Raw genomic sequence first — 23,249 nt, 5'->3', positions numbered from 1 at the left:
TAAGACCCCTTGAAGACGACGAGGTTGATAGGCCTGAGGTGGAAGTGCAGCAATGTATGGAGCTGACAGGTACTAATCGGTCGAGGGCTTATCCAAAAACATCTAAATCTGCAAAATGAGTTTCGTATCCAGTTTTCAAGGATTAACCTTGAACGTTTGGTGGCGATGGCGGAGGGGTTCCACACGTACCCATCCCGAACACGACCGTTAAGCCCTCTAGCGCCGATGGTACTTGGACCGAAGGGTCCTGGGAGAGTAGGAAGCCGCCAAGCGATAAGAACCACTACCGTTAATCGGTGGTGGTTTTTTTATCCCCAAGTGGATAACTAACGATGGAGATCAACGTTAATCTGGGGGTTATCCTCAAATTGTACACAGTTGTTCACATTTCCCTCTGTATTCAACAGCTATTTACCAACCCAACTGACAAATATATTAATTCAGCATGAACTATGCACAGTCTTATTCACATATTCAGTTGATATATCAATGATATATAATTCTATCCACATAAACAGGTCAATACAGACTTCACTTCAAATTTATTATCCACAGTAAAGTGTAGCGACTTTTTTGTTTTGGTGATTTCGCTAAATAGATATCCACAGGCCCCAGATTCTACATCTAATTCCTTTACAACTGTTACATAGCAATAGTGACTTTAACGCACAGCTATATATATTTTGGATAATGAATCGTCCATCAACAACAACTGCAGAAATGCAGTTTTTTTTATAGGGTTATGAACACATTTCAGCAGAAATTAATGCATTTTTGCAGTTATTTTATCTGCACTCTCTCAAACTTGTACGTGTTTCTTAGCCTATTTAACCACGGGATCTTACGTCCTGTTTATCCTGCTTTCCATTATCGACCGCCCCTATCCAGATCCCCCTTTACTTTGAATTTTTATAAAAACAAGTTGAATACGTCAAAAGACCTGCGCGGCAGCTTTCCTTAAGATAGAGATAGGAATACAAATAGCATGGAAAAGGGGCGTATCAATTGATGAGAAAGGGACTATCGTTGTTAGTTGTAACCGCTTTAATTATGGTTCTGGCAGCGTGCGGAAACAGCGGAGAGGGCAAGAACAGCAGTGGGGAGAACGGGACGATCGGGATTGCGATGCCGTCCAAGACATTGGAGCGCTGGGTCAGCGATGGCGCCAACATGAAGAAGGAATTCGAGAGTATCGGTTATGGGGTTGATTTGCAGTATGCGGAGGATGTTGTTGAGAATCAGGTCTCCCAAGTCGAGAACATGATTACCAAGGGGGTTAAGGTCATTGTTATTGCTCCGATCGATGGAGAATCATTGACCGATGTACTGGATAAAGCAGCTGAGGCAAATATCGATGTCATTGCTTATGACCGGCTGATCAAGAAAAGCAAGCATGTGAGCTTCTACGCTACATTCGACAATTTCAAGGTTGGCGAGCTGCAAGCGAACTATATGGTTGACAAACTGGGTCTTAAGGATGGCAAAGGTCCGTTCAATATCGAGTTGTTCGGGGGATCGCCGGATGATAACAATGCTTACTTCTTCTACGATGGAGCGATGTCTGTACTACAGCCTTATATCGATAGCGGCAAGCTTGTTGTTCGTAGCGGACAGACCACGATGGATAAAATTGCCACAATGCGCTGGGATGGTGCTACAGCGCAAGCGCGGATGGATAACCTGCTAAGCGCCAACTACGCGGATGCTACGGTAGACGCTGTTCTGGCACCAAATGACGCGATTAGCATTGGGGTAATCTCTTCTCTGAAGGGTGTGGGTTATGGTTCAGCAAATAAGCCAATGCCAATTCTGACGGGTCAAGACGCCGAGCTTGCTTCTGTAAAATCAATTATTGCTGGCGAGCAGACCTCAACTGTCTTTAAGGATACGCGCGCTTTAGCAAAGAAAGTCGTCACCATGGTGCAGAGCATCGTGAAGGGAGAAGAGGCAGAGGTTAACGATACAACGACGTATGACAATGGCGAGAAGGTGGTTCCTTCCTATTTATTGGAGCCCGTTATTGTAGACAAAGACAACTATAAGACAATTTTGGTTGATTCGGGTTACTACACTGAAGATCAACTAAAGTAGCCAAGGCAACTCAATAAGGTTCACTTTTGATAAGAAGACCGGATAGAACCTATTCAAGAATGAGCGGCTGCGATGCAAAAGTAGGCTTTCTTACGATATAGAATTTCGCCAGCCTCAACGGATAACTTACAAGTTCTGTATCTGACATGAAGTAGAATCATCTCCGAATGATTTAGTGACGGCCTGCTTCATGGCTGTCGCTAAATCATTTATAACGATATTTCCGAAAGCGGGGTGCAGCACCATTGACGGCAGCAATTTTGGAAATGAGGAAGATTACCAAAACCTTCCCCGGTGTTAAGGCGCTCGGGAATGTAAACCTTCGTGTGCAGGAGGGTGAGATACACGCGCTGATCGGTGAGAATGGCGCCGGCAAGTCGACGCTGATGAAGGTACTAAGCGGTGTATATCCCCACGGTACTTATGAGGGTGACATCCTGTTCAAAGGCGAAGTGTGCGAATTTAAGGACATTAAGCAGAGTGAGAACAAAGGGATCGTCATTATCCATCAGGAGCTGGCGTTAGTTCCTCAATTAACGATTGCAGAAAATATATTTATCGGAAATGAGCAGACAAGAAGAGGGATGATCAATTGGAACGAGACGATCGTTCGAACGAGAGAGCTGCTGCAGCTGGTCGGTCTGAATGAATCGCCGAATACGCCAATCGCGGAGATTGGTGTCGGGAAGCAACAGCTGGTGGAGATCGCCAAGGCCATTTCCAAGCAGGTAAAGCTGCTTATCCTCGATGAGCCCACGGCAGCGCTGAATGAGGATGATAGCGAGAATCTGTTAAACCTGCTGCTGGAATTCAAGAAACAGGGGATCACCTCGGTACTGATTTCTCATAAGCTCAATGAAATTACTCAGGTCGCTGACTCGATCACGATTCTGCGTGACGGCAAATCGATAGAGACATTGGATATGAAAAAGGACAACGTGACAGAAGATAGGATTATCAAAGGCATGGTTGGACGCGAGCTGACGAACCGTTATCCGGAGCATACACCGAAGCTGGGCGACCTATTTTTCGAGGTGAAAAATTGGAACGTATACCATCCCGTGCTGGGCGATCGCAAAGTGATCGATAACTGCAGCTTTGAAGTGCGCCGCGGCGAGATCGTTGGTATTGCCGGGCTGATGGGCTCAGGGCGGACGGAACTGGCGATGAGCCTGTTCGGGCAATCGTATGGCCGGCGCATTAGCGGCGAGATCCGTAAAGACGGGAAGCAGCTTCATTTGAAGAGTATTACCCAAGCCATTAAGGAAGGTATTGCCTATGTGACCGAGGACCGCAAGGAGTATGGCCTGATTCTGAATGATGATATCAAGCGCAATACGACACTTGCGGCAATGAACAAGATCTCGAAAGGGTTTGTCATTAACGATAACCAGGAGATCATCGTGGCTGAGGATTTCCGCAAGAAACTGAACATTAAGGCCCCAAGCATTCTGCAGAAGACCGGCAATTTAAGCGGGGGCAATCAGCAGAAGGTAGTGCTTAGCAAATGGATCTTCTCAGGGCCAGACCTGCTGATCCTGGATGAGCCTACACGAGGGATTGATGTAGGCGCGAAATATGAGATTTATTCGATTATAGGCGAGCTTGCCGATTCCGGCAAAGGCATCCTGATGATATCCTCCGAATTGCCGGAGCTGCTTGGTATGTGTGACCGGATCTATGTGATGAGCGAAGGAAGATTTACCGGGGAGATCGGAAGAGAGGATGCGACGCAGGAAGCATTGATGAAATTGATGACCAAGAGTAGGGGGAAGATCCAAGATGAGCACCATAACTAAACTGCTGCGCAACAATGTACGACAATATGGAATGTTCTTGGTCCTTGTGCTAATTATGGGACTATTTCAAATTTTGTCGGACGGTACTTTGCTTAAGCCTCTGAATATTACGAATCTGGTATTGCAGAACAGCTACATTCTGATTCTAGTAATCGGCATGCTGCTGGTGATCATCACGGGACATATCGATCTGTCCGTTGGCTCGATCGCAGCGTTCATCGGAGCCATGGCGGCCGTCATGATGGTCAATTACCACATACCCTTTCCACTCACCATGCTGTTATGTCTGCTGATGGGGGCGCTGATTGGCGCTTGGCAGGGCTTCTGGGTCGCTGCAGTCGGCATTCCGTCCTTTATCGTTACCCTGGCAGGGATGCTGTTGTTCCGCGGTCTTACGATGCTGGTGCTGGGCGGTCAATCAATCGGCCCATTCCCCGGCGGATTCCGCAGCATTAGCTCGGGCTTCATTCCCGATTTTCCCGGCAGTTGGAATGTTCATATGCTGACTCTGCTGCTTGGCGCAGTGCTGTCTCTACTGTATCTCTTTATGGAATGGAGAGGTCGGATTACTCAGTCGCGCTATAAATTTGAAGTGCTGTCCCTGCCGTTATTTATCGCCAAAGTAGCTTTTATAGTTATCATTATTAATTTATTCACCTTTGTACTATCTGCTTATAACGGAATTCCGAATGTGCTTGTTATCCTGTTTGCCTTGGTTGCTTTATACACCTTCGTGATGCGTAAGACGGTTATGGGACGCCATATTTATGCCGTGGGCGGCAATGAGAAGGCGGCCCGACTGTCAGGCGTAAAGACGAAGAAGATGACCTTCTGGGTATTTGTAAATATGGGCGTTATGGCAGCTCTTGCCGGGCTGATCTTTACCGCGCGTTTGAACGCCGCTACTCCCAAGGCGGGCGTCAACTTCGAGCTTGATGCGATTGCGGCCTGCTTTATCGGCGGGGCTTCGGCGTCGGGGGGTGTCGGTACTGTGATCGGCGCGATGATCGGTGGCCTCGTTATGGGTGTGATGAACAACGGAATGTCGTTGATCGGACTGGGTATCGATTATCAACAAGGAATTAAGGGGCTTGTTCTGCTGCTGGCCGTCGCCTTCGATATTTACAATAAAAATAAAACAGCGGCATAACCGAAGCAAAATAGAGTTGTCACCGTACCGCGACCAATGATCTGATTGAGGGTGCGGTTTTTCTATCCCATACGAAGATAGCGCTTTATTTCTGGCCGAACGAAGTATAATTGAAGGGGTCAAGCCAACAGGTAAACGGACTACCTTGATAAAGCCGGAGGGGGAAGCAGTGAAGAAACTAGTTATTTTATATATTGTTTTGATCAGTCTTTTCTTGATCTATTTGTACTCGGCTTATACCCGCGGGGCATCTGATCCGATGGAAGCGGCCGTCGGACTTCGGGGAGAATCGGATGAGAAGTATGTAATGGTGAACTACCTCGCCGGCAATGAGTATTGGAAAAATACGCTGAAGGGCTTCGAGGATGCAGCGGAGGCGTTGGGAGTAACCGTGGAGTATCGGGGTGCTACTCAATATGACGAGCATGAGGAAGTCACCGTGCTTGAGCAGGTCATCGCCAAGAAGCCTGCGGGAATTGCCGTCTCGGCTATTAACTCGGAGGCGCTGATTAACGTTATCGATAAGGCAGTCTCTTCAGGTATACCGGTTGTGCTGTTCGATTCCAATGTCCCTAATAGCAAGGCCTACTCTTTCTTGAGTACGGATAACTATAATGCTGGAGTCGTAGCAGCCCATAAGATGGATGAACTGATTGGAGAGTCGGGAATTGTAGCTATTCTCACCCAACAGAATCAATTAAATCAACAACAGCGTGTTACTGGATTCACCGAGACGCTTAAGGAACAGCATCCCCATCTTAAAGTCGTAGAGATCGTTGAGGACAAGGGGGATCAGGTCGTCTCCGAGAACAGAACGGAGGAGCTGCTGCTAAGATATCCGGATCTGAAGGGAATTTTCGTCACGGAAGCCGTTGGGGGGATCGGCGTAGGCAATGCGCTAATGAATAACAACCGCAGCGACATTCAGGTTATCAGCTTTGACACCAATAAAGGAACGCTGGATTTGATCAAGCAGGGCGTTATATCCGCGACGATGGCTCAAGGCACCTGGAATATGGGTTACTGGGCACTGATGCAGCTATTTCATTTGAACAATTCGCTGGTCGAGCCGGTTGCGGATTGGCAGCAGGCACAGGTCCCTCCACTTCCGACCTATGTGGATACCGGAATATCCGTTGTAACCAAATCCAATGTCGAACACTTCTATGCTAAATAACCACAACATCGTCGTTTGGGATTGGGAGGAGAACAAGCATGCGAACCAAATGGCTGCAATTTGATAACTGGTCGATTCGCGACAAGCTGATCCTGCATATTTTGCTAATTAGCATTTTTCCGGCGCTCTGCCTGGGGCTGTTAATTTCATGGGCTACCAGTTACACCATCGAAGAGCAGGTCAACGGGCAGACATCCCAGTTGATTGGCAATGTGAATAAATCACTCGATTATCACGCCAGCAATATGCAGAACATATCGTATCTGATTTCCTTTAATCCGGAGATAGGAAGGTTCTTTGCGGAAGGCACCTTGGCCTTTCCCGGGGAACAGGAGCGCTACAACACGCTGAAATTCCTCCAGGGCTTTACGACACTTCACTCCGAGATCGCTGGGATTATGGTCGTTAACCATAAGGGAGAGTATTTAAGCAACGAGATGTATGCACGTACCAGCCGGAACTTGACGGAGGAGAACTGGTATCAGGATGCCGTAAAGGCGAAGGGAATCTTCAAGCTTGTTGGACATCCGGTCAAAAGAAATGTAACCAGTCATGCGAATTACAAGGATGAGGAGGTTGTCTCCTTCGTTCGCGCAGTGCTTGATCCGGAGACTCAGGCTGTGCAGGGTGTCGTGCTGATCGATTTCAAATCGCGGCTGATTGCCGAGGTGGTCCGTGATGTCAGACTCGGCAAGTCAGGGTATCTGATCGTGATGGATGACAAGGGAGACGCACTTTACGCTCCTAAAAACTCCATTGTTGACCAGCTTGAGCGGGAACGAATTTTAACGGACAATGCCGGGGATTTTGCAGAAAAAGTAGATGGCAAGCCGATACAGTATATTTATCAAAAATCATCCTTTACGGGCTGGACGACGGTTGGTGTCTTTCCGATGCAGGACAGGATCCAGGGGATCAATGAGATTAATCTGTATATCGTCTCTTTTGTATTTCTCGTCAGCTTGCTGGGAATCGCGGCTTCCTATTATTTGTCCTATTCGATCTCCCGTCCGATTATCCAGCTGTCGTCATTCATGCATAAAGTGGAGAATGGCAATATGAGCATTCGTTATAACGGCAAACGCCGTGATGAAATCGGCATGCTTGGCAATAGCTTCAACCAGATGCTTGCGCAGATCAAACGCCTGCTAAGGCAGGTCAATGAGGAGCAGCGTTTGAAGCGGGAAGCGGAGCTGCGCAGTTTGCAGGCTCACATTCAACCGCATTTTCTTTATAATACACTGGATACAATCCAGTGGCTGGCCAGAAAAGACGGAGCCTATGAGGCAACAGAAGTCGTTGAATCTTTATCTCGTCTGTTCAGGATCGGGCTAAGTCGGGGCAAAGAAATTATTCCGCTTGCCGATGAATTTGAACATATCCGCAGTTATCTGATGATTCAGAAGACTCGCTATAAAGACAAGCTGAACTATAGTATCGAAATTGAGCCGGAATTAATGAATTTGTTCGTCATTAAGTTAATCCTGCAGCCTGTTGTGGAGAATGCCATCTATCACGGCATTAAGGAGCGGCGCGGATCAGGTTTTATATCGATCCGGGCAACGGCTGAGGAAGGAATGGTTGTCATTCGGATTGAGGATGATGGCAACGGCATGACTGAGGGTAAGCTGGACCTGCTGCGCACACAGCTCGATCAGGTTGGCAAGACCGATTACATGCAGCCCACACCGCAAGAGAAAGGCGAGGAAGAGAGAGGGCTTCTTAAGAGCTATGGACTCAGGAATGTGCAGGAGCGGATCCGCCTCAGCTATGGAGAGCCTTATGGCATATCAATAGATAGTCAATGGAAAAGCGGGACGATCGTGACGATTCGTCATCCTATTATGCATCGGGAGGAGTAGAGGGATGAAGTGGAAGGTCATTATAGCTGATGATGAGTTTATTATCCGCGAGGGAATCAGGAGCTCGATAGATTGGGATAGATTGAATATGCAGGTTGTCGGTGAGGCCGAGGATGGAGAAGAAGCGCTGGAACTAGCCCTGCGGGAGCAGGTGAATATTCTTATCGTTGACCTCAGTATGCCGATTATGGATGGCTTGACTTTGATCAGCAAGCTTCGTGATCAGCTTCCCGGGTGCAAAGTGATTATTATTACCGGACATGATGAATTTGACTACGCCAAAAGAGCGATCAAGCTCAGCGTTGACGACTATATTTTGAAGCCTGTTAATCCAGGACAATTAAGGGAAGTGCTGTCGGGCGTCTCCAGGAAGCTGGACGTGGAGTCCACCAATGAGAAAATACTCGATATGGCTTCAAAGCAGCTCGACAAGAATGTGTCGCTGCTGCGGGAACGCTTCTGCCTGGAATGGATCGAAGGCGATGTAAGCGAGGATGAAATTGCTGGGCAGCTAGCCTTCTTGCAAATGCCGGAGAGACTGCCCGATATGGTCGGGATCGTGCGCTGGCCGGAACAGTCCAAGGGGAAGGCATTCATGTCCGAGAAGGATCGGCAGCTTTTGCTGTTCGCGATCGAGAACGTGATCGACGAATTGATTGAGGAGACGAGCGATGCCGAGGATTATGTCCATTTCCGCGATCAGACCGGGATGATCGTCGTATTGGTCTGGGGAAGCGAGGACACCGCGATGGGCGCTCGAATTACTGAGGCCTGTGAGAAGTATCTGGAACTGGCTGTGCTGGTCAGTTTTCAGCTGAACGAGGGGAATGCCAATTTACCGGAGCTATACACAGCAGCCAAAACGATGGTCAACCGGGAGGCGCGTATGTCTGATTTCGTCAGAAAAGCGCGGGAAATGATCGAGCAGCGGTATAGCGATCCCGAGCTGACTTTAGAGTACGTTGCAGATGAGCTTGGCGTATCATCCGTGTATTTGAGCCGCATTTTCAAACAGGAATCAGGCCAGTCCTTCATCGGCATGCTAACTCATGTACGAACGACGATGGCCATCCGCCTGCTGGTGGGGACGAAGCTGACGATGCATGAGATCGCCGAGAAGACAGGTTACGATTCACAGCATTATTTCAGCACCTCCTTCAAGAAGGTTGTCGGCATGCCGCCAAACCTTTATCGCAAAAGCTTCCTTGAGGGATAACAAACAGCGGTTATTAGTCCAAGAAAATGTTCAAGATACCTTTATTAAGGGCACTTCATGCCGGAGTGTCCTTTTTATTATGAGGATCGTCTGAACACCCCATTGGCAAATTCAAAAATTGTGCTATAATAAAATCAAAGTCAAAGAAAGTCAAAGTCAACATACGGCTAGTTATGATAAAGTGACTTTTTGAACTGCCTTTAAGGCCTGTGGTATTAAATTGGAAGCACCCTCTGATATTCAAACCGAACAGTACGGTTAATAATAGGTATATGGGTTATCCAATATTGGCTGTATGTTGGAGTAATGAGCAATGGAGGATGGGTGATGCGTAATATTTCCGATATTATCGAAAAGCACCTTAAGAGCATTTTGCAAGAGAGTCCGGAGGGCGCTGTAGAGATACAGCGTAATGATCTGGCAGACAGGTTCTCCTGTGTTCCATCCCAGATTAACTACGTCATCAGCACGCGCTTTACGCTGGAGAAGGGTTATCTGGTGGAGAGTAAGAGAGGCGGAGGAGGTTATATTCGTATCCGCCGCATCGAGCTCCCCGGTCCGGTTAGCTTGCATACTCATCTGCAGCATACGATCGGTGATGAAATGGGCCAGACGGCGGCAGAGGGACTGATCTATCAACTGGAGGAAGCAAGGTTCCTCACCCGAAGGGAAGCAGCACTAATGAAGGCGGCTATATCTCGGGAAGTGCTGATGGTGAAGCTGCCATACCGCGATCAGATCCGGGCGCAAATGATGAAGGCGATGTTGATTTCTTTGTTAGGTTAATGAGTCTATCCAGTTAAGGAGGGATTCCAATCATGCAATGCCAAGAATGCGGTAAACGTCCTGCTACGCTCCATTTTACGAAAATCGTGAATGGGGAAAAGACAGAATTTCATATTTGTGAAGCATGTGCCCGCGAGAAGGGAGAATTAATTCCTGGAACGGCGGGAGGCTTCTCGATTCATAATCTGTTATCCGGTCTGCTCGACTTCAGTCCTGCGACTTCCAGTCAGGCTTCGGGTGTAAAGCCGGCGGAGAACCTGCGCTGTGAGAAATGCGGGTTGACCTATTCTCAATTCAGCAAGCTGGGCCGGTTCGGGTGCAGCTCCTGCTATCAATATTTCAATGATCGTCTGGACCCTCTATTAAGAAAGGTTCATGGCAGTACGACACATGTCGGTAAGGTGCCAAGACGGGTTGGCGGGCATATCCATATGAAGCGTAAGCTGGATGATCTCCGCCGGGAACTGCAATACCGGGTTCTTCACGAACAGTTCGAAGAAGCAGCGGCACTGCGCGATCAGATCCGTGAACTTGAGAAGAACATTTCCGCAGAGTAAGGAGGAATTGCGATGGGAAATCTTCAATTTACAGAGCAGCCGCTTAGCGAGTGGATGAATCGTGATGGGAATGAATCGAATATCGTAATTAGCACCCGGGTGCGGATCGCCCGTAACCTGGTTGAATATCCCTTTCCTATATTGGCTACGAATCAGCAATCGGAGGAGGTGCTGAGCCAGTTCGAACAGGTGCTCAGCGATGAGCGGATGCAGCCGTTCGGGAAACTTCATCCCATCGAGCTGGATGACCTGGATGATCTGGATAAGCAGGTTTTGGTGGAGAAGCATCTGATCAGTCCGAGCCTGGTTACTGAATCCCGGAATGGCGCGGCGTTCATAAGCGATGATGAGAGCTTGAGCATCATGGTGAATGAAGAGGATCACTTGAGGATTCAATGCCTGTATCCGGGACTTCAGGTCAAAGAGGCCTGGGAGAAAGCGTCGGCGGTTGACGATATCTTCGAGGATCATGTCGATTATGCGTTTGATGACAAGCGCGGTTACTTGACCAGCTGTCCGACAAATGTCGGTACAGGGCTGAGGGCTTCCGTGATGATCCATCTTCCTGCGCTGGCTCTTACGAGTCAGATCGGGCGGATTCTGTCGGCTGTATCTCAGGTCGGCCTGGCTGTGCGCGGGATTTATGGCGAAGGTAGCGAGACCGTCGGCAACCTGTTCCAAATCTCCAATCAGATTACGCTGGGACAGAACGAATCCGAGATTATTGACAACCTGTATGGTGTCGTAGTACAAATTATTGAACATGAAAAAGTAGCCAGAGAAAAATTGCTTTCTGACTCGCGAATCCGTATTATGGATCGTATAATGCGTTCATATGGAATATTATCCTATTCCGAAATCATCGATTCGAAGGAGGCGGCGCAGCGTTTATCTGACGTTCGACTCGGTGTGGATCTTGGTTTCGTGAACGTGCCATTCCATGCTTTAAATGAATTGAACGTTATGACGCAGCCAGGCTTCTTGCAGAAGAGGCAGGGGGGAAATATGTCCCCAGGAGAGCGGGATATATACCGCGCCAAGGTGATACGCGAGCATTTGAAGGATAATTTGCAATAAAATAGGCGTTATTTTACGGGCAAAAAGCCGCTTTTCAGCACCGGAAAGGTTGGATGAAGCTAAGCTTAAGGAGTGGAGCGTACGCAGTTTGTACATGAGCACCGTGGGCCTGGCTGAATTCAAGATTCGATGTCGATTAAGCTCTCGGTGTTACATCATGATCATAAGCGGCAGAATAGATTTAATTTGGAGGTGTAATGGAATATGATGTTTGGTAGATTTACAGAACGCGCCCAGAAGGTACTGGCCTTGGCTCAGGATGAGGCGGTCAGACTCGGGCATAACAATATCGGTACGGAGCATATTCTACTGGGATTGATCCGTGAAGGCGAAGGCATTGCAGCTAAAGCTCTTATCGGCCTTGGCCTCGGTTTGGAGAAAATACAAGATGAAGTTGAAGCCTTGATTGGTCGCGGTCAGGAACAGCCGATTAATATTGCCTATACGCCGCGTGCCAAGAAAGTTATCGAACTGTCGATGGATGAGGCGCGCAAGTTGGGCCATACCTATGTGGGGACCGAGCATATCCTGCTGGGATTGATCCGTGAAGGCGAAGGCGTAGCTGCACGAGTACTTAACAATTTGGGCATCAGCTTGAATAAAGCACGTCAGCAAGTGTTGCAGCTGCTTGGCAGCAGCGAAGCTGTATCGAGCCATCATGGCGCACCTGTTAATGTGAACACGCCAACGTTGGATAGCCTTGCTCGCGACTTGACCGCTACCGCCAAAGAGGGAAACCTCGACCCGGTAATCGGACGCAGCAAAGAGATCGAACGCGTTATCCAGGTATTGAGCCGGCGGACGAAGAACAATCCGGTCCTCATCGGTGAACCTGGTGTTGGTAAGACCGCGGTTGCCGAAGGCTTGGCTCAAAAGAGCGTAAATAACGAAATTCCTGAGACATTGCGCGATAAGCGCGTCATGACTCTTGATATGGGTTCTGTCGTAGCGGGTACGAAGTACCGCGGTGAATTCGAGGACCGTTTGAAGAAGATTATGGACGAGATTCGCCAAGCCGGTAATATCATCTTGTTTATAGACGAGTTGCATACGCTGATTGGTGCTGGTGGAGCCGAAGGCGCCATCGATGCTTCCAATATTCTGAAGCCGGCGCTGGCACGTGGTGAGCTGCAATGCATCGGGGCAACTACGCTGGACGAATACCGCAAGTATATTGAGAAGGATGCGGCTCTGGAACGCCGATTCCAACCGATAACGGTCGATGAGCCTTCTGCGGAGGAGACAATTCAAATTTTGCACGGCCTTCGCGATCGCTATGAAGCGCATCACCGTGTAAAAATTACAGATGAAGCGATCGAGCAAGCCGTTAAATTGTCCGATCGTTACATTCAGGACCGCTTCTTGCCGGACAAAGCGATCGACTTGATCGATGAGGCGGGCTCCAAGGTGAGATTGAGCACATATACGGTACCGCCTAATTTGAAGCAGCTGGAGAGCCGTCTGGAGGATATCCGCAAGGAGAAGGACGCCGCTGTGCAAAGTCAGGAATTTGAAAAAGCGGCTGCCCTGCGTGATACCGAACAGAAGATTCGCGAAGAGCTGGATGTCACGAAGAACCAGTGGAAAGAAAAGCAAGGGCGCATGGATTCTGAGGTGACTCCGGAGGATATCGCCGAGGTGGTGGCCAGCTGGACAGGAATCCCGGTCAACAAGCTGAAAGAAGAAGAGACCGAGCGTCTCATGAATATGGAGTCGATCCTGCATGAGCGTGTTATCGGTCAGGATGAAGCCGTTAAGGCAGTCAGCCGGGCTATCCGCCGGGCGCGTGCCGGACTCAAGGATCCGAAGCGTCCTATGGGCTCCTTCATTTTCCTTGGACCAACAGGTGTAGGTAAGACCGAATTGGCCCGCGCTTTGGCTGAAGCGATGTTCGGCGATGAGAATGCGGTTATCCGTATCGATATGTCGGAGTATATGGAGAAGCATTCCACCGCTCGTCTGGTCGGCGCGCCTCCAGGTTACGTCGGTTATGAAGAAGGCGGTCAGCTGACCGAGAAAGTACGGCGCAAGCCCTATTCGGTAGTGCTGCTTGATGAGATCGAGAAGGCGCATCCGGAAGTATTCAATATCCTGCTGCAAGTGCTTGAGGATGGACGACTGACCGATTCCAAAGGCCGGGTTGTCGACTTCCGCAACACGCTGATCATTTTGACCTCCAATGTCGGAGCAGAAGCGATCCGCCGCAATACAAAAATGGGCTTCACTGCCGTAACCGACGCAGGTGCCGATTACGATAACATGAAGTCCAAGGTAATGGAAGAACTGAAGAAGGGCTTCCGTCCTGAGTTCCTGAACCGGATCGACGAGATCATCGTGTTCCATTCTCTCGAAGAGAAGCATATTGGAGAGATCGTAACGCTGATGTCCGAAGAATTGCGGAAACGGCTGAACGACTTCGATGTTGACTTCGTGCTGACAGACAAAGCGAAGGCGTTTCTGGCAAAAGAGGGCTATGATCCGACTTATGGTGCTCGTCCATTGCGCCGGGCGATTCAGAAGCATATCGAAGACCGGCTGTCTGAGGAATTGCTGACCGGTAAGGTGAAGAAGGGCGATTCGCTCACGATCGATGAAGAAAATGGCGAATTAAGCGTCAAGAAGACCGGAGATTTTGTGAAAATGGCATAAATTGTTGGGCTTTGTCTAATATTCCACCTGAATCTCTTCATTAGAGCGGCTAGATTGCCGATGAACATAATAAAAGCAGCTTCCAGAGCAGGTTTGCTTTGGAAGCTGCTTTTTTACACACAAAAAGTGATACATAATTTTCTTCATTTGATTTCTTTTCAAGAATACTTACATGTTTTTTCAGGAGTTAACGAAAATTGTTTGCACACAAAACTTTACGCCAAATCGATAACAATGATAAACTTTGATTATTAGCTTTGTGGTGCAACCTGCAAGGTTTGTTAAATATTGCGAAAGTAAGAAGGAGAGATTAATGGCAAAAGTAAAGACAAAGTTCTTCTGTACCGATTGCGGCTATGAATCACCGAAATGGTACGGAAAATGTCCTGGTTGTGGGGCATGGAACAGCATGGTGGAAGAAACGGAGAAAGTGGTCAAGACGCAGGGGATGTCCTCCGGCATATTTCATACGAAAGAAAAGCCACTTCCGATCATAAATATAGAGAGTGGCCGATTGCCGCGAATCCTTACCGGGATTGGAGAGCTTAACCGAGTGCTGGGCGGAGGGATCGTCCCTGGTTCCCTGGTGCTGGTTGGCGGGGATCCTGGAATCGGCAAATCGACATTGCTACTGCAAACCTCGAACGAGATGGCTAACTCTGGCCGGAAAGTGCTCTATGTCTCCGGAGAAGAATCGGTTCGTCAGACGAAGCTGCGGGCAGAGAGGCTCGGCGCATTATCCCCGAATCTCTACGTTATGTGCGAGAGCAGTATTGATGGAATCGAGGAAGCGATCGATGAAGTTAAGCCGGATTTCCTCGTTATCGACTCCATTCAGACCGTATATATGCCGGAAGTCACCAGCGCGCCCGGAAGCGTCTCCCAAGTGCGGGAATGTACGGCCCGGTTCATGCGGGTTGCCAAAGGGCAGGGAATCGCTACGGTATTGGTCGGACATGTTACAAAGGAGGGGGCTATTGCCGGACCGCGCATGCTGGAACATATGGTCGATTGCGTGCTCTATTTTGAGGGCGAGCGTCATCATTCATACCGATTGCTTCGTGCGGTTAAGAATCGTTTTGGCTCCACCAATGAGATGGGTATCTTTGAAATGAATGAGGCTGGTTTAGAGGAAGTTCTCAACCCTTCGGAGCTGTTCCTCTCCGAACGCCCGCTTGGTGTTGCGGGTTCTACCGTCGTGGCCAGTATGGAAGGAACCAGACCGATGCTGGTTGAGCTTCAGGCTCTTGTTGCGTCAACTTTATTCCCTTCCCCGCGTAGAATGGCTACGGGTGTGGATCATAACCGGATGAATCTGATTATTGCCGTGCTGGAGAAGCGAATGGGCATGTTCCTGCAGAACCAGGACGCCTATGTAAATCTGGCCGGCGGAGTGAAGCTTGATGAGCCTGCCGTAGACCTGGCGATTGCCGTCAGTTTAGCCTCCAGCTTCCGCGATGTGCCTACGAAGCCCTATGATGTCGTCTTTGGGGAAGTCGGGCTTACAGGGGAAGTCAGAGCGGTCTCACGCGTCGAACAGAGAGTGAAGGAGGCGGCGAAGCTAGGCTTCAAACGGGTGATCTTGCCTGAGAAGAGCCTGAAGGGCTGGCAGGGACCCAAAGAGATCGAATTAATCGGTGTAAATACCGTTGCAGATGCGCTTGCTGTTGCATTAGATTAGGGGGCACAATAATGAAAGAAACAACTCAGGCAGAGAAAATGAATGATTTGCTGAAGCTCGTGGCTCCGGGCACTTCCTTTCGGGATGGGTTGGAAAATGTGCTGCGTGCGAAGACCGGCGGTTTAATCGTTGTCGGCTATAGCCCCGAAGTCATGGAGGTTGTAGAAGGCGGGTTTTCCATCAATTGCGATTTTTCTCCTAACTATCTGTACGAATTGGCCAAGATGGATGGAGCCATCATTCTTAGTGAGGATTTAAAACGAATATTATATGCAAATACACAGCTGATTCCTGATTCATCCATTGCCTCGTCGGAGACCGGGATACGCCACAGAACGGCGGAACGGGTTGCTAAACAGACGGGCAAGCTGGTCGTATCGATCTCACAGCGCCGCAATATCATTACTTTGTACCAGGGAGGACTGCGGTACGCGCTGAAGGAGAGCGGTGAAATTCTGACCAAGGCAAACCAGGCAATCCAGACGCTGGAGAAATACAGGGCGGTGCTCAATCAGGCTTTAACGAATCTGTCTGCATCAGAGTTCGAAGAACTAGTGACGATTCCCGAAGTGGTAAATGTGATGCAGCGTGTGGAGATGGTTATCCGCATTAAGCTGGAGATCAAGCGTTTTATTAATGAGCTGGGGATTGAAGGCCGACTGATTAGCATGCAAATGGAAGAGCTGGTCAGCAATATGGAGGAGGAAGCCTGGCTGCTCTATAAAGATTATGCCAAGGACGATAGCGACGATGCGATCCGTGAGATTATTCTGGGGCTGAAGCGATCGAGTGACGATGAGCTCTTGGACGATGTTCACATCACCCGTCTGCTCGGTTATCCTTCCGCAGCGGCGACTTCGGAGGAGATTATATCGCCACGTGGTTATCGCGTATTGAACAAAATCCCTCGTCTGCCCAATGTCATCATTCATAATTTGGTTGAACGATTCCGCGAGCTGCCGGAAATACTAATGGCGTCCATTGAAGAGCTCGATGAGGTTGACGGTATTGGGGAAGCAAGGGCGCGTGCCATTAAAGAAGGATTGAAGCGAATACAGGAACAAGTGTTCATTGACAGGCAAATATAATTCCCCTATCATGAAGTGATGATTAAGGGGAATAAATATAAGAGGTGAAGAGATGGTTACAAAATCAATCCCAAACCTTTTTACGCTGAGCAACCTGTTCATGGGAATGATCGCTATTATGCTGGCGATGACCGGGAGATACAGCCTGGCTTCCATCATGATTATCGTGGCGATGTTGATGGACGGTTTGGATGGGCGTGTTGCCAGAGCTTTGAATGCCCAGAGCGATTTTGGCAAGGAACTCGACTCTTTATCCGATGTGATCTCATTTGGGGTAGCTCCCGCACTCATTATGTATATTATTTCTTTCCAGAATATCCAGCCTGGTCTGGCTTGGACGGTTACAGCTATATTTCCGATGTGCGGTGCGCTTAGACTTGCCCGCTTTAATGTTCAGTCCGGAATCCCGGGATATTTCATCGGATTGCCGATTCCAGCAGCAGGCGGAGTCGTCGCAACATTGGCTTTATTTCATAACAACATCAGAGCCCCATATTTTATTGTCACGATGCTTCTATTGTCGTATTTGATGGTCAGCTCGGTGAAGTATCCGAACTTCAAGAAAGTTGGGATACCTAAGAAAGCTATTGCCTATGCTCCCGTTGTCATTATTATTGCTATCATCGTTGCGGTTTTCTTCCCGGAGCAAATTTCCAAGCTGGTTTTTATTCCGTTGGTTCTTTATGCCGGGTACGGGCTTAAGCAGAATTTCGACAGATTGCTTCGTCGGAATAAACATCATGACGAGGATGCCGATAAGGTATTCCGGTCGAAATAGCGTATGTTATAAATATGTATAAATAAAAAGGCATTCATCTTGCCGCTTCGGCGGTAGACGATGCCTTTTTTTCGTGGCCCGCACCCCTGTGCTGTCAGCCAGCTCTTGAAATGACAATGGTTCAAGACATGTTGAACAATCCCAAAGTTGCGCATTTTTGCGATTCGCGTTCCAAAATTTCTTCCATATCGATGCCAAGCAAATTGCACAAAGCAGACATGTAGAACAGGCTTCTACCAAGCTCATTCGTAATCACATCCCGGCAATTCTCGCATAGCTCGCCCTGAACATGCTTGCTGATCGTCTCTTTGGCATCCTGCAAATTCATACCAGGCTCAAAATCCTGCTTGGTGGCATGCAGCTCGATGCAGCCGCATTCGGTAATCGCCTTGGTTACGGAACGGGTCGCTGCGGCATTAGTTTGTCCCATCTTGGACATAACGTCCAGCAAACTGCGGTGACGGAGCAACAGTTCAGAAACTTGATCTTGAAAAGAATGAAGGCTTGGTGCGCTCATTTTCCATCCACCTCAATATTATGAATTGAGTCCATTATATGCCACATTTTCCTCACTAATCAACCAGAAATCCCATAATAACGGGTTGGGGAGGCAAATTATATAATCCTCGCAAGCAGCAGGCAAACGGAAAAATGAGGAAAAAAAGTCTTTCTCTCTGGATTACACTGTGAAAAATTGGATCATACTGGATAAAGAGAGTATACAATTTTTGGAGGTGAAGAGAAGGACATGCTTAAGAAAAGTTTACTGATTCTGTCCGGTCTGGCTGGTGCCTGGTTCGGATATACCGCTACAGGACTCGCCGGAGTTTTCCCGGAACCGTTGCGTTCCTGGTTCGCTGACATGCCGATGGTTGCAGGACAGCTTATTTTGGCAGTGGCTGGCGCTTGTCTTTTTTTATTCATGTACTCGCTTGTTGCAGAGACGTTTGCTACACAAATTGGGCGTCTGATTACTTGGTTGACGGAAATTCCTATGAATAAGATGGCGGCTGGAACGCTCGGATTAACTGCAGGACTTCTTCTTTCATTACTGCTCTACCCGGTATTGTCCTGGTTGGGTTCGCTAGAGGTATTTGCTCAATTGGCGGCTTCGACCCTATTTGGCTACATAGGACTGTATGTTGCTCTGGAGAAGAAGGATGAACTGTCCGCTCTGTGGAAATCGGGGCAATGGGGAAGTGCTGTACAGGAAGAAGAAAAGCTGGAGCATCATAAAATATTGGATACCAGCGTCATTATCGATGGACGTATCGCGGATATTTGTAAGACGGGTTTTATTGAGGGAACGATTGTGATCCCGGGATTTGTACTTGAGGAGCTTCAGCATATCGCGGATTCTTCAGATCTGCTCAAGCGTAATCGCGGCCGCCGCGGTCTGGATATTTTGAATAAGATTCAGAAAGAGCTGGACGTGAAGGTTATGATCTATGAAGGGGATTTCGAAGAAATCTCCGAAGTGGACAGCAAGCTGGTCAAACTGGCTAAAGTGCTTCAGGGCAAAGTCGTTACTAATGATTTTAACTTAAATAAGGTATGCGAGCTTCAGGGGGTATCTGTGCTGAATATTAATGATCTGGCCAATGCGGTTAAGCCGGTTGTTCTACCAGGCGAAGAGATTATGGTGCAGGTCATCAAGGATGGCAAGGAGCATGGACAAGGCGTGGCCTATCTGGATGATGGAACGATGATCGTCGTTGAAGGTGGGCGGGATTTTATCGGCAGCATCACGGAGGTGCTAGTTACCAGCGTATTGCAGACCTCTGCGGGACGAATGATCTTTGCCAAGCCGAAACTGTTGGAAAAAGCCCAGTAAATTCGGTATGATGAGAATAAATGTGAGGATGCCCCTGCAGCTTGGTTGGGGGCATCTATATATGTATGTTCAAAAAGGCGGGTTACTCCGTGATTGAGATAACCTATATTTGCATCGCGGTCGATCATCTTCGGTTGGTTTTCTTATTCTGAAGCAGACTTTTTGAACTACCTCTATTTGCATAATTCTGATCAGGGTGAGGCAAAAGCGCATGAATACTGGGACAAGCCCACAAGTGGGGGCTATCGTAGTGGCGGCCGGTCGGGGAGCTCGTATGGGGACGAAGGAGAGTAAGCAGTATTTATTACTGCAGAACAAACCGATCATCATTCATACCTTGGAAAGGTTTGACCGGCACCCTTCGATTCAAGAGATTGTACTTGTGACCGGTGAGCAGGATGTTGAACGCTGCAAGAGCTGGATCGATGAGTATGGAATCGCAACTCAAATAAAGGTTATTCCGGGCGGCGCGGAGCGTCAAGAGTCGGTATATTTGGGACTTCGGCAGATCGAAGGCCCTTATGTGCTGGTTCATGACGGCGTACGCCCTTTTGTGACGGAGGAGCAGATCACGGCCTGTATTAAAGCAGCCGTTGATTATGGTGCGTCCGTTCTTGCTGCGCCTGTAAAGGATACGATCAAGCAGGTCGATGAGCAGGGACAGGTGACCGCTACGCTTGAGCGCCGGAGCTTGTGGGCGATTCAGACCCCGCAAGCTTTTCGCTGTTCACAGCTGCTTGATGCTCATGAACAGGCCGAGCGGAATGGCTTCATTGGTACAGATGATGCGATGCTGCTGGAGCGTCTCGGCTTACCTGTTAAAGTGGTTGAAGGGGGATATCGGAACATCAAGATCACCACGCCGGAGGATTTGGATTACGCCGAATTTATATTGCAACATAACTAAAGCAAGAGTTCAAAAGGCCGCTTTTCAACACGATGGAGCTTACTTTTTTGTGTTCAAAAAGTATAGTTTCAGCACTAAGAAGCTTTTGGGTGAAGCTAGAGGCCGGGAAACGGAGTATATGCATTCTGTACGTAAGCAGCCGAGATGTTATCTGCGGAACCTGACTTCGTAAGCATATGCTTAGGTCCGGCTGAATTCCAGATTCGCTGTCAAATAAGCTTTCAGTGTTGCTGTGTGATCCAAATCTAAAGCGAACTTTTTGAACAATTTGAATGGGGGAGAGAGCAAATATGATAGCTGTAGGACAAGGATTCGACGTGCATCAATTAGTGGAGGGTAGACCTTGCATTATCGGCGGGGTAACGATTCCTTATGAGAAAGGGTTGCTTGGACATTCCGACGCCGATGTGCTGCTGCATACGATTAGCGATGCAATTCTGGGTGCGCTTGCGCTGGGTGATATTGGGCGGCACTTCCCGGATACCGATCCGGCCTATAAGGATGCGGACAGTCTTGAGCTGCTGAGACGGGTCTGGAAGATGGCGCAGGATCGCGGTTACCGTCTCGGCAATCTGGATGCGACGATCATCGCGGAGCGCCCGAAAATGGCGCCATATATTCCGCAGATGGTGGAGATTATTGCCGGAGCGCTGGGCGCGAGACCCGAACAGATCAACGTAAAGGCTACGACGACGGAAAAGCTGGGTTTCACAGGCCGCGGCGAAGGAATTGCGGCACAATGTATTGTATGTCTGATGAAGGATATGCTATCATCTTGAGGTTGTAGGGTTAACTTATTATTAAACTGACTAATTCTAATATATAGCCAGTTCCGACAGTTAGCAGTATTTATTTACACGAATCGGAGGGGATTGGAATGACGGAAGTTCGCGTGCGTTATGCGCCGAGTCCGACAGGACATTTACATATTGGCAATGCCAGAACGGCTTTGTTCAATTATTTGTTTGCCAAACATCATGGCGGGAAATTCATCGTTCGTATTGAAGATACCGATGTGAAGCGGAATATTGCTGGCGGAGAAGAAGACCAATTCAAATACCTTAAATGGCTCGGTATGGACTGGGATGAGAGCGTTGATGTAGGCGGTAATTATGGCCCGTATCGGCAGACGGAAAGGCTTGATATTTACAAGACCCACTGGCAGGATCTGCTGGACCGCGGCTTGGCTTATCGTTGTTACTGTACGGAAGAGGAGCTGGAGAAAGAGCGCGAGGAGCAGACGGCTCGCGGCGAGACTCCGCGCTATTCCGGGAAGTGTCGCCATCTGAGTGCGGAGCAGATCGCAGACTATGAAGCTGAGGGGCGTGGCTGCAGCATCCGCTTCCGCGTTCCGGAAGGAAGAACCTACACGTTCGATGATCTTGTGAAAGGACCGATCACGTTTGAATCCGACGTTAGCGGCGATTTTGTCATTCTGAAGAAGGATGGAATTCCAACCTATAATTTCGCCGTAGCCCTGGATGATCATCTGATGGAGATTACACATGTGCTTCGCGGGGAGGATCATGTCTCCAATACTCCGCGTCAGCTGATGATATATGAGGCCCTCGGATGGGAGCCGCCGCGCTTCGGACATATGACCTTGATCGTTGGTGACAACCATAAGAAGCTGAGTAAACGGGATGAATCGGTAATTCAGTTTATGGAACAGTACGATAAGCTCGGCTACTTGCCGGAAGCGATGTTCAACTTCATCGCCTTGCTCGGCTGGTCTCCGGAAGGGGAGCAGGAGATCTTCTCGAAGGAAGAATTGATCTCCATCTTTGATGAGAATCGTCTCTCTCGCAGTCCCGCGGTATTCGATAAGCAGAAGCTGGCTCACTTGAATAATTATTATATCAAGAATGCGGATCCTGAAAGGATCGCTGCGATGGCTATCCCGCATCTGCAGGAGGCCGCACGACTGCCGGCAGAGCTGACTGCCGAGCAGGAAGCATGGGCGAAGAAGCTGGTTGCTCTGTATCAGGAGCAGATGGTGGCCGCATCTGATATCGTTGAGCTGTCGGAGATGTTCTTCCGTACGGAGGTAACGATTGAGGATGGGGAAGCAGCGGCTGTGTTGACTGAATCACAGGTACCTACGGTACTGAGCGCATTTCTGGCCAAGATCGAGGCGATGGATGAATTCACCGTCGAGAACATCGCCGCTTCTATTAAAGCGGTTCAAAAAGAGACGGGTGTCAAAGGAAAAGGATTGTTCATGCCAATCCGTATTGCCCTGACCGGACAAATGCATGGCCGTGATTTGAACCAGACGATCTATCTGCTTGGACAGGAACGCGTGAAGGAGCTTCTGCAATCACGGATTTAAGCTGTCATTTTGATCAGAGTTCACAAGTAAAGTTATCGGCACCGAAGCCAAGGCTTCGGATGTGCGTTCTCAAAACGCCTCAGCTGCATGAAGCCAGGGTACTCGGATGGGGCTGCACGTTTTTGACCCTGGTGAATTGCCTTTATAAAGATATTGTCAGTTTTAGTCCCTTTCGGGTAAGATAGAGTAAATATCAGCACAGAAAATGAAGTGGATGTATAACTTATTTGCAAAGGAAACTTTGTAAGTGATCGGCATAGATCGG

General features: G+C 48.7%; 18 protein-coding genes and 2 rRNA genes. 19 read left to right on the top strand and 1 reads right to left on the bottom strand.

Annotated features, from left to right (window positions below; all coding sequences use genetic code 11):
* The 15 genes from DMN77_RS21240 to pssA all read left to right on the top strand — a co-directional run.
* Positions 1-96 (top strand): 23S ribosomal RNA (locus DMN77_RS21240); the annotation flags it as partial.
* A gap of 59 nt (positions 97-155) precedes the next feature.
* A 5S ribosomal RNA gene (rrf, locus tag DMN77_RS21235) occupies positions 156-272 on the top strand.
* 736 nt (positions 273-1,008) lie between these two features.
* Positions 1,009-2,091, top strand: coding sequence for a multiple monosaccharide ABC transporter substrate-binding protein (gene chvE, locus DMN77_RS21230; RefSeq protein ID WP_179016242.1), 1,083 nt, complete (start codon positions 1,009-1,011; stop codon positions 2,089-2,091).
* A 245-nt stretch (positions 2,092-2,336) separates the two neighbouring features.
* Complete coding sequence (gene mmsA, locus DMN77_RS21225) at positions 2,337-3,890, top strand: multiple monosaccharide ABC transporter ATP-binding protein (protein ID WP_068779065.1); 1,554 nt, start codon at positions 2,337-2,339, stop codon at positions 3,888-3,890.
* Positions 3,874-5,040, top strand: coding sequence for a multiple monosaccharide ABC transporter permease (gene mmsB, locus DMN77_RS21220; protein WP_179016241.1), 1,167 nt, complete (start codon positions 3,874-3,876; stop codon positions 5,038-5,040). Before mmsA ends, mmsB begins: the two co-directional genes overlap by 17 nt.
* A 169-nt stretch (positions 5,041-5,209) precedes the next feature.
* On the top strand, positions 5,210-6,217 hold the full coding sequence (locus tag DMN77_RS21215) for a substrate-binding domain-containing protein (protein ID WP_179016240.1): 1,008 nt from the start codon (positions 5,210-5,212) through the stop codon (positions 6,215-6,217).
* A 38-nt stretch (positions 6,218-6,255) separates the two neighbouring features.
* A complete protein-coding gene (locus DMN77_RS21210; RefSeq protein WP_179016239.1) occupies positions 6,256-8,079 on the top strand; it encodes a cache domain-containing sensor histidine kinase in 1,824 nt (607 codons plus the stop codon).
* A 4-nt stretch (positions 8,080-8,083) separates the two neighbouring features.
* Positions 8,084-9,295: a response regulator transcription factor gene (locus DMN77_RS21205; RefSeq protein ID WP_179016238.1), complete on the top strand. Its 1,212-nt coding sequence runs from the start codon at positions 8,084-8,086 to the stop codon at positions 9,293-9,295.
* 327 nt (positions 9,296-9,622) lie between these two features.
* A complete protein-coding gene (locus DMN77_RS21200) occupies positions 9,623-10,081 on the top strand; it encodes a CtsR family transcriptional regulator (protein WP_068779070.1) in 459 nt (152 codons plus the stop codon).
* A 32-nt stretch (positions 10,082-10,113) separates the two neighbouring features.
* Positions 10,114-10,638, top strand: a complete 525-nt coding sequence (gene mcsA, locus DMN77_RS21195; RefSeq protein ID WP_068779071.1) for a protein-arginine kinase activator protein McsA — start codon at positions 10,114-10,116, stop codon at positions 10,636-10,638.
* A gap of 12 nt (positions 10,639-10,650) precedes the next feature.
* Positions 10,651-11,715 (top strand): protein-arginine kinase McsB, encoded by a 1,065-nt coding sequence (mcsB, locus tag DMN77_RS21190; RefSeq protein ID WP_068779072.1) that lies wholly within the window; start codon positions 10,651-10,653, stop codon positions 11,713-11,715.
* A gap of 204 nt (positions 11,716-11,919) precedes the next feature.
* Positions 11,920-14,364: an ATP-dependent protease ATP-binding subunit ClpC gene (clpC, locus tag DMN77_RS21185; RefSeq protein WP_179016237.1), complete on the top strand. Its 2,445-nt coding sequence runs from the start codon at positions 11,920-11,922 to the stop codon at positions 14,362-14,364.
* Positions 14,365-14,677: 313 nt separating this feature from the next.
* Positions 14,678-16,045, top strand: coding sequence for a DNA repair protein RadA (gene radA, locus DMN77_RS21180; RefSeq protein WP_179016236.1), 1,368 nt, complete (start codon positions 14,678-14,680; stop codon positions 16,043-16,045).
* 11 nt (positions 16,046-16,056) lie between these two features.
* Entirely contained in the window at positions 16,057-17,133 is a 1,077-nt protein-coding gene (disA, locus tag DMN77_RS21175) for a DNA integrity scanning diadenylate cyclase DisA (RefSeq protein WP_179016235.1), read from the top strand.
* 52 nt (positions 17,134-17,185) lie between these two features.
* Positions 17,186-17,911, top strand: coding sequence for a CDP-diacylglycerol--serine O-phosphatidyltransferase (gene pssA, locus DMN77_RS21170; RefSeq protein ID WP_068779076.1), 726 nt, complete (start codon positions 17,186-17,188; stop codon positions 17,909-17,911).
* A gap of 121 nt (positions 17,912-18,032) precedes the next feature.
* Here pssA and DMN77_RS21165 read toward each other — a convergent pair whose 3' ends face one another.
* The gene (locus DMN77_RS21165) at positions 18,033-18,428 is read right to left on the bottom strand and encodes a nucleoside triphosphate pyrophosphohydrolase family protein (protein ID WP_068779077.1); all 396 of its coding nucleotides are present in this window, start codon (positions 18,426-18,428) and stop codon (positions 18,033-18,035) included.
* Between the two features lie 231 nt (positions 18,429-18,659).
* On the opposite strand from DMN77_RS21165, the gene DMN77_RS21160 reads away from it, so the two are divergent.
* The 4 genes from DMN77_RS21160 to gltX all read left to right on the top strand — a co-directional run bounded on the left by DMN77_RS21160 (position 18,660) and on the right by gltX (position 22,984).
* Positions 18,660-19,745: a PIN/TRAM domain-containing protein gene (locus DMN77_RS21160; RefSeq protein ID WP_179016234.1), complete on the top strand. Its 1,086-nt coding sequence runs from the start codon at positions 18,660-18,662 to the stop codon at positions 19,743-19,745.
* 211 nt (positions 19,746-19,956) lie between these two features.
* Entirely contained in the window at positions 19,957-20,652 is a 696-nt protein-coding gene (ispD, locus tag DMN77_RS21155) for a 2-C-methyl-D-erythritol 4-phosphate cytidylyltransferase (RefSeq protein ID WP_068779079.1), read from the top strand.
* Positions 20,653-20,942: 290 nt separating this feature from the next.
* Positions 20,943-21,431: a 2-C-methyl-D-erythritol 2,4-cyclodiphosphate synthase gene (gene ispF / locus DMN77_RS21150; protein ID WP_068779080.1), complete on the top strand. Its 489-nt coding sequence runs from the start codon at positions 20,943-20,945 to the stop codon at positions 21,429-21,431.
* Positions 21,432-21,529: 98 nt separating this feature from the next.
* On the top strand, positions 21,530-22,984 hold the full coding sequence (gene gltX, locus DMN77_RS21145) for a glutamate--tRNA ligase (protein ID WP_179016233.1): 1,455 nt from the start codon (positions 21,530-21,532) through the stop codon (positions 22,982-22,984).
* Positions 22,985-23,249 lie beyond the last annotated feature (265 nt).

Source organism: Paenibacillus sp. 79R4 (genome assembly GCF_013393165.1).
Classification (GTDB): domain Bacteria; phylum Bacillota; class Bacilli; order Paenibacillales; family Paenibacillaceae; genus Fontibacillus.
Note: the sequence above shows the minus strand (reverse complement) of the source record. Positions and strands in the feature narration are given on the sequence as shown.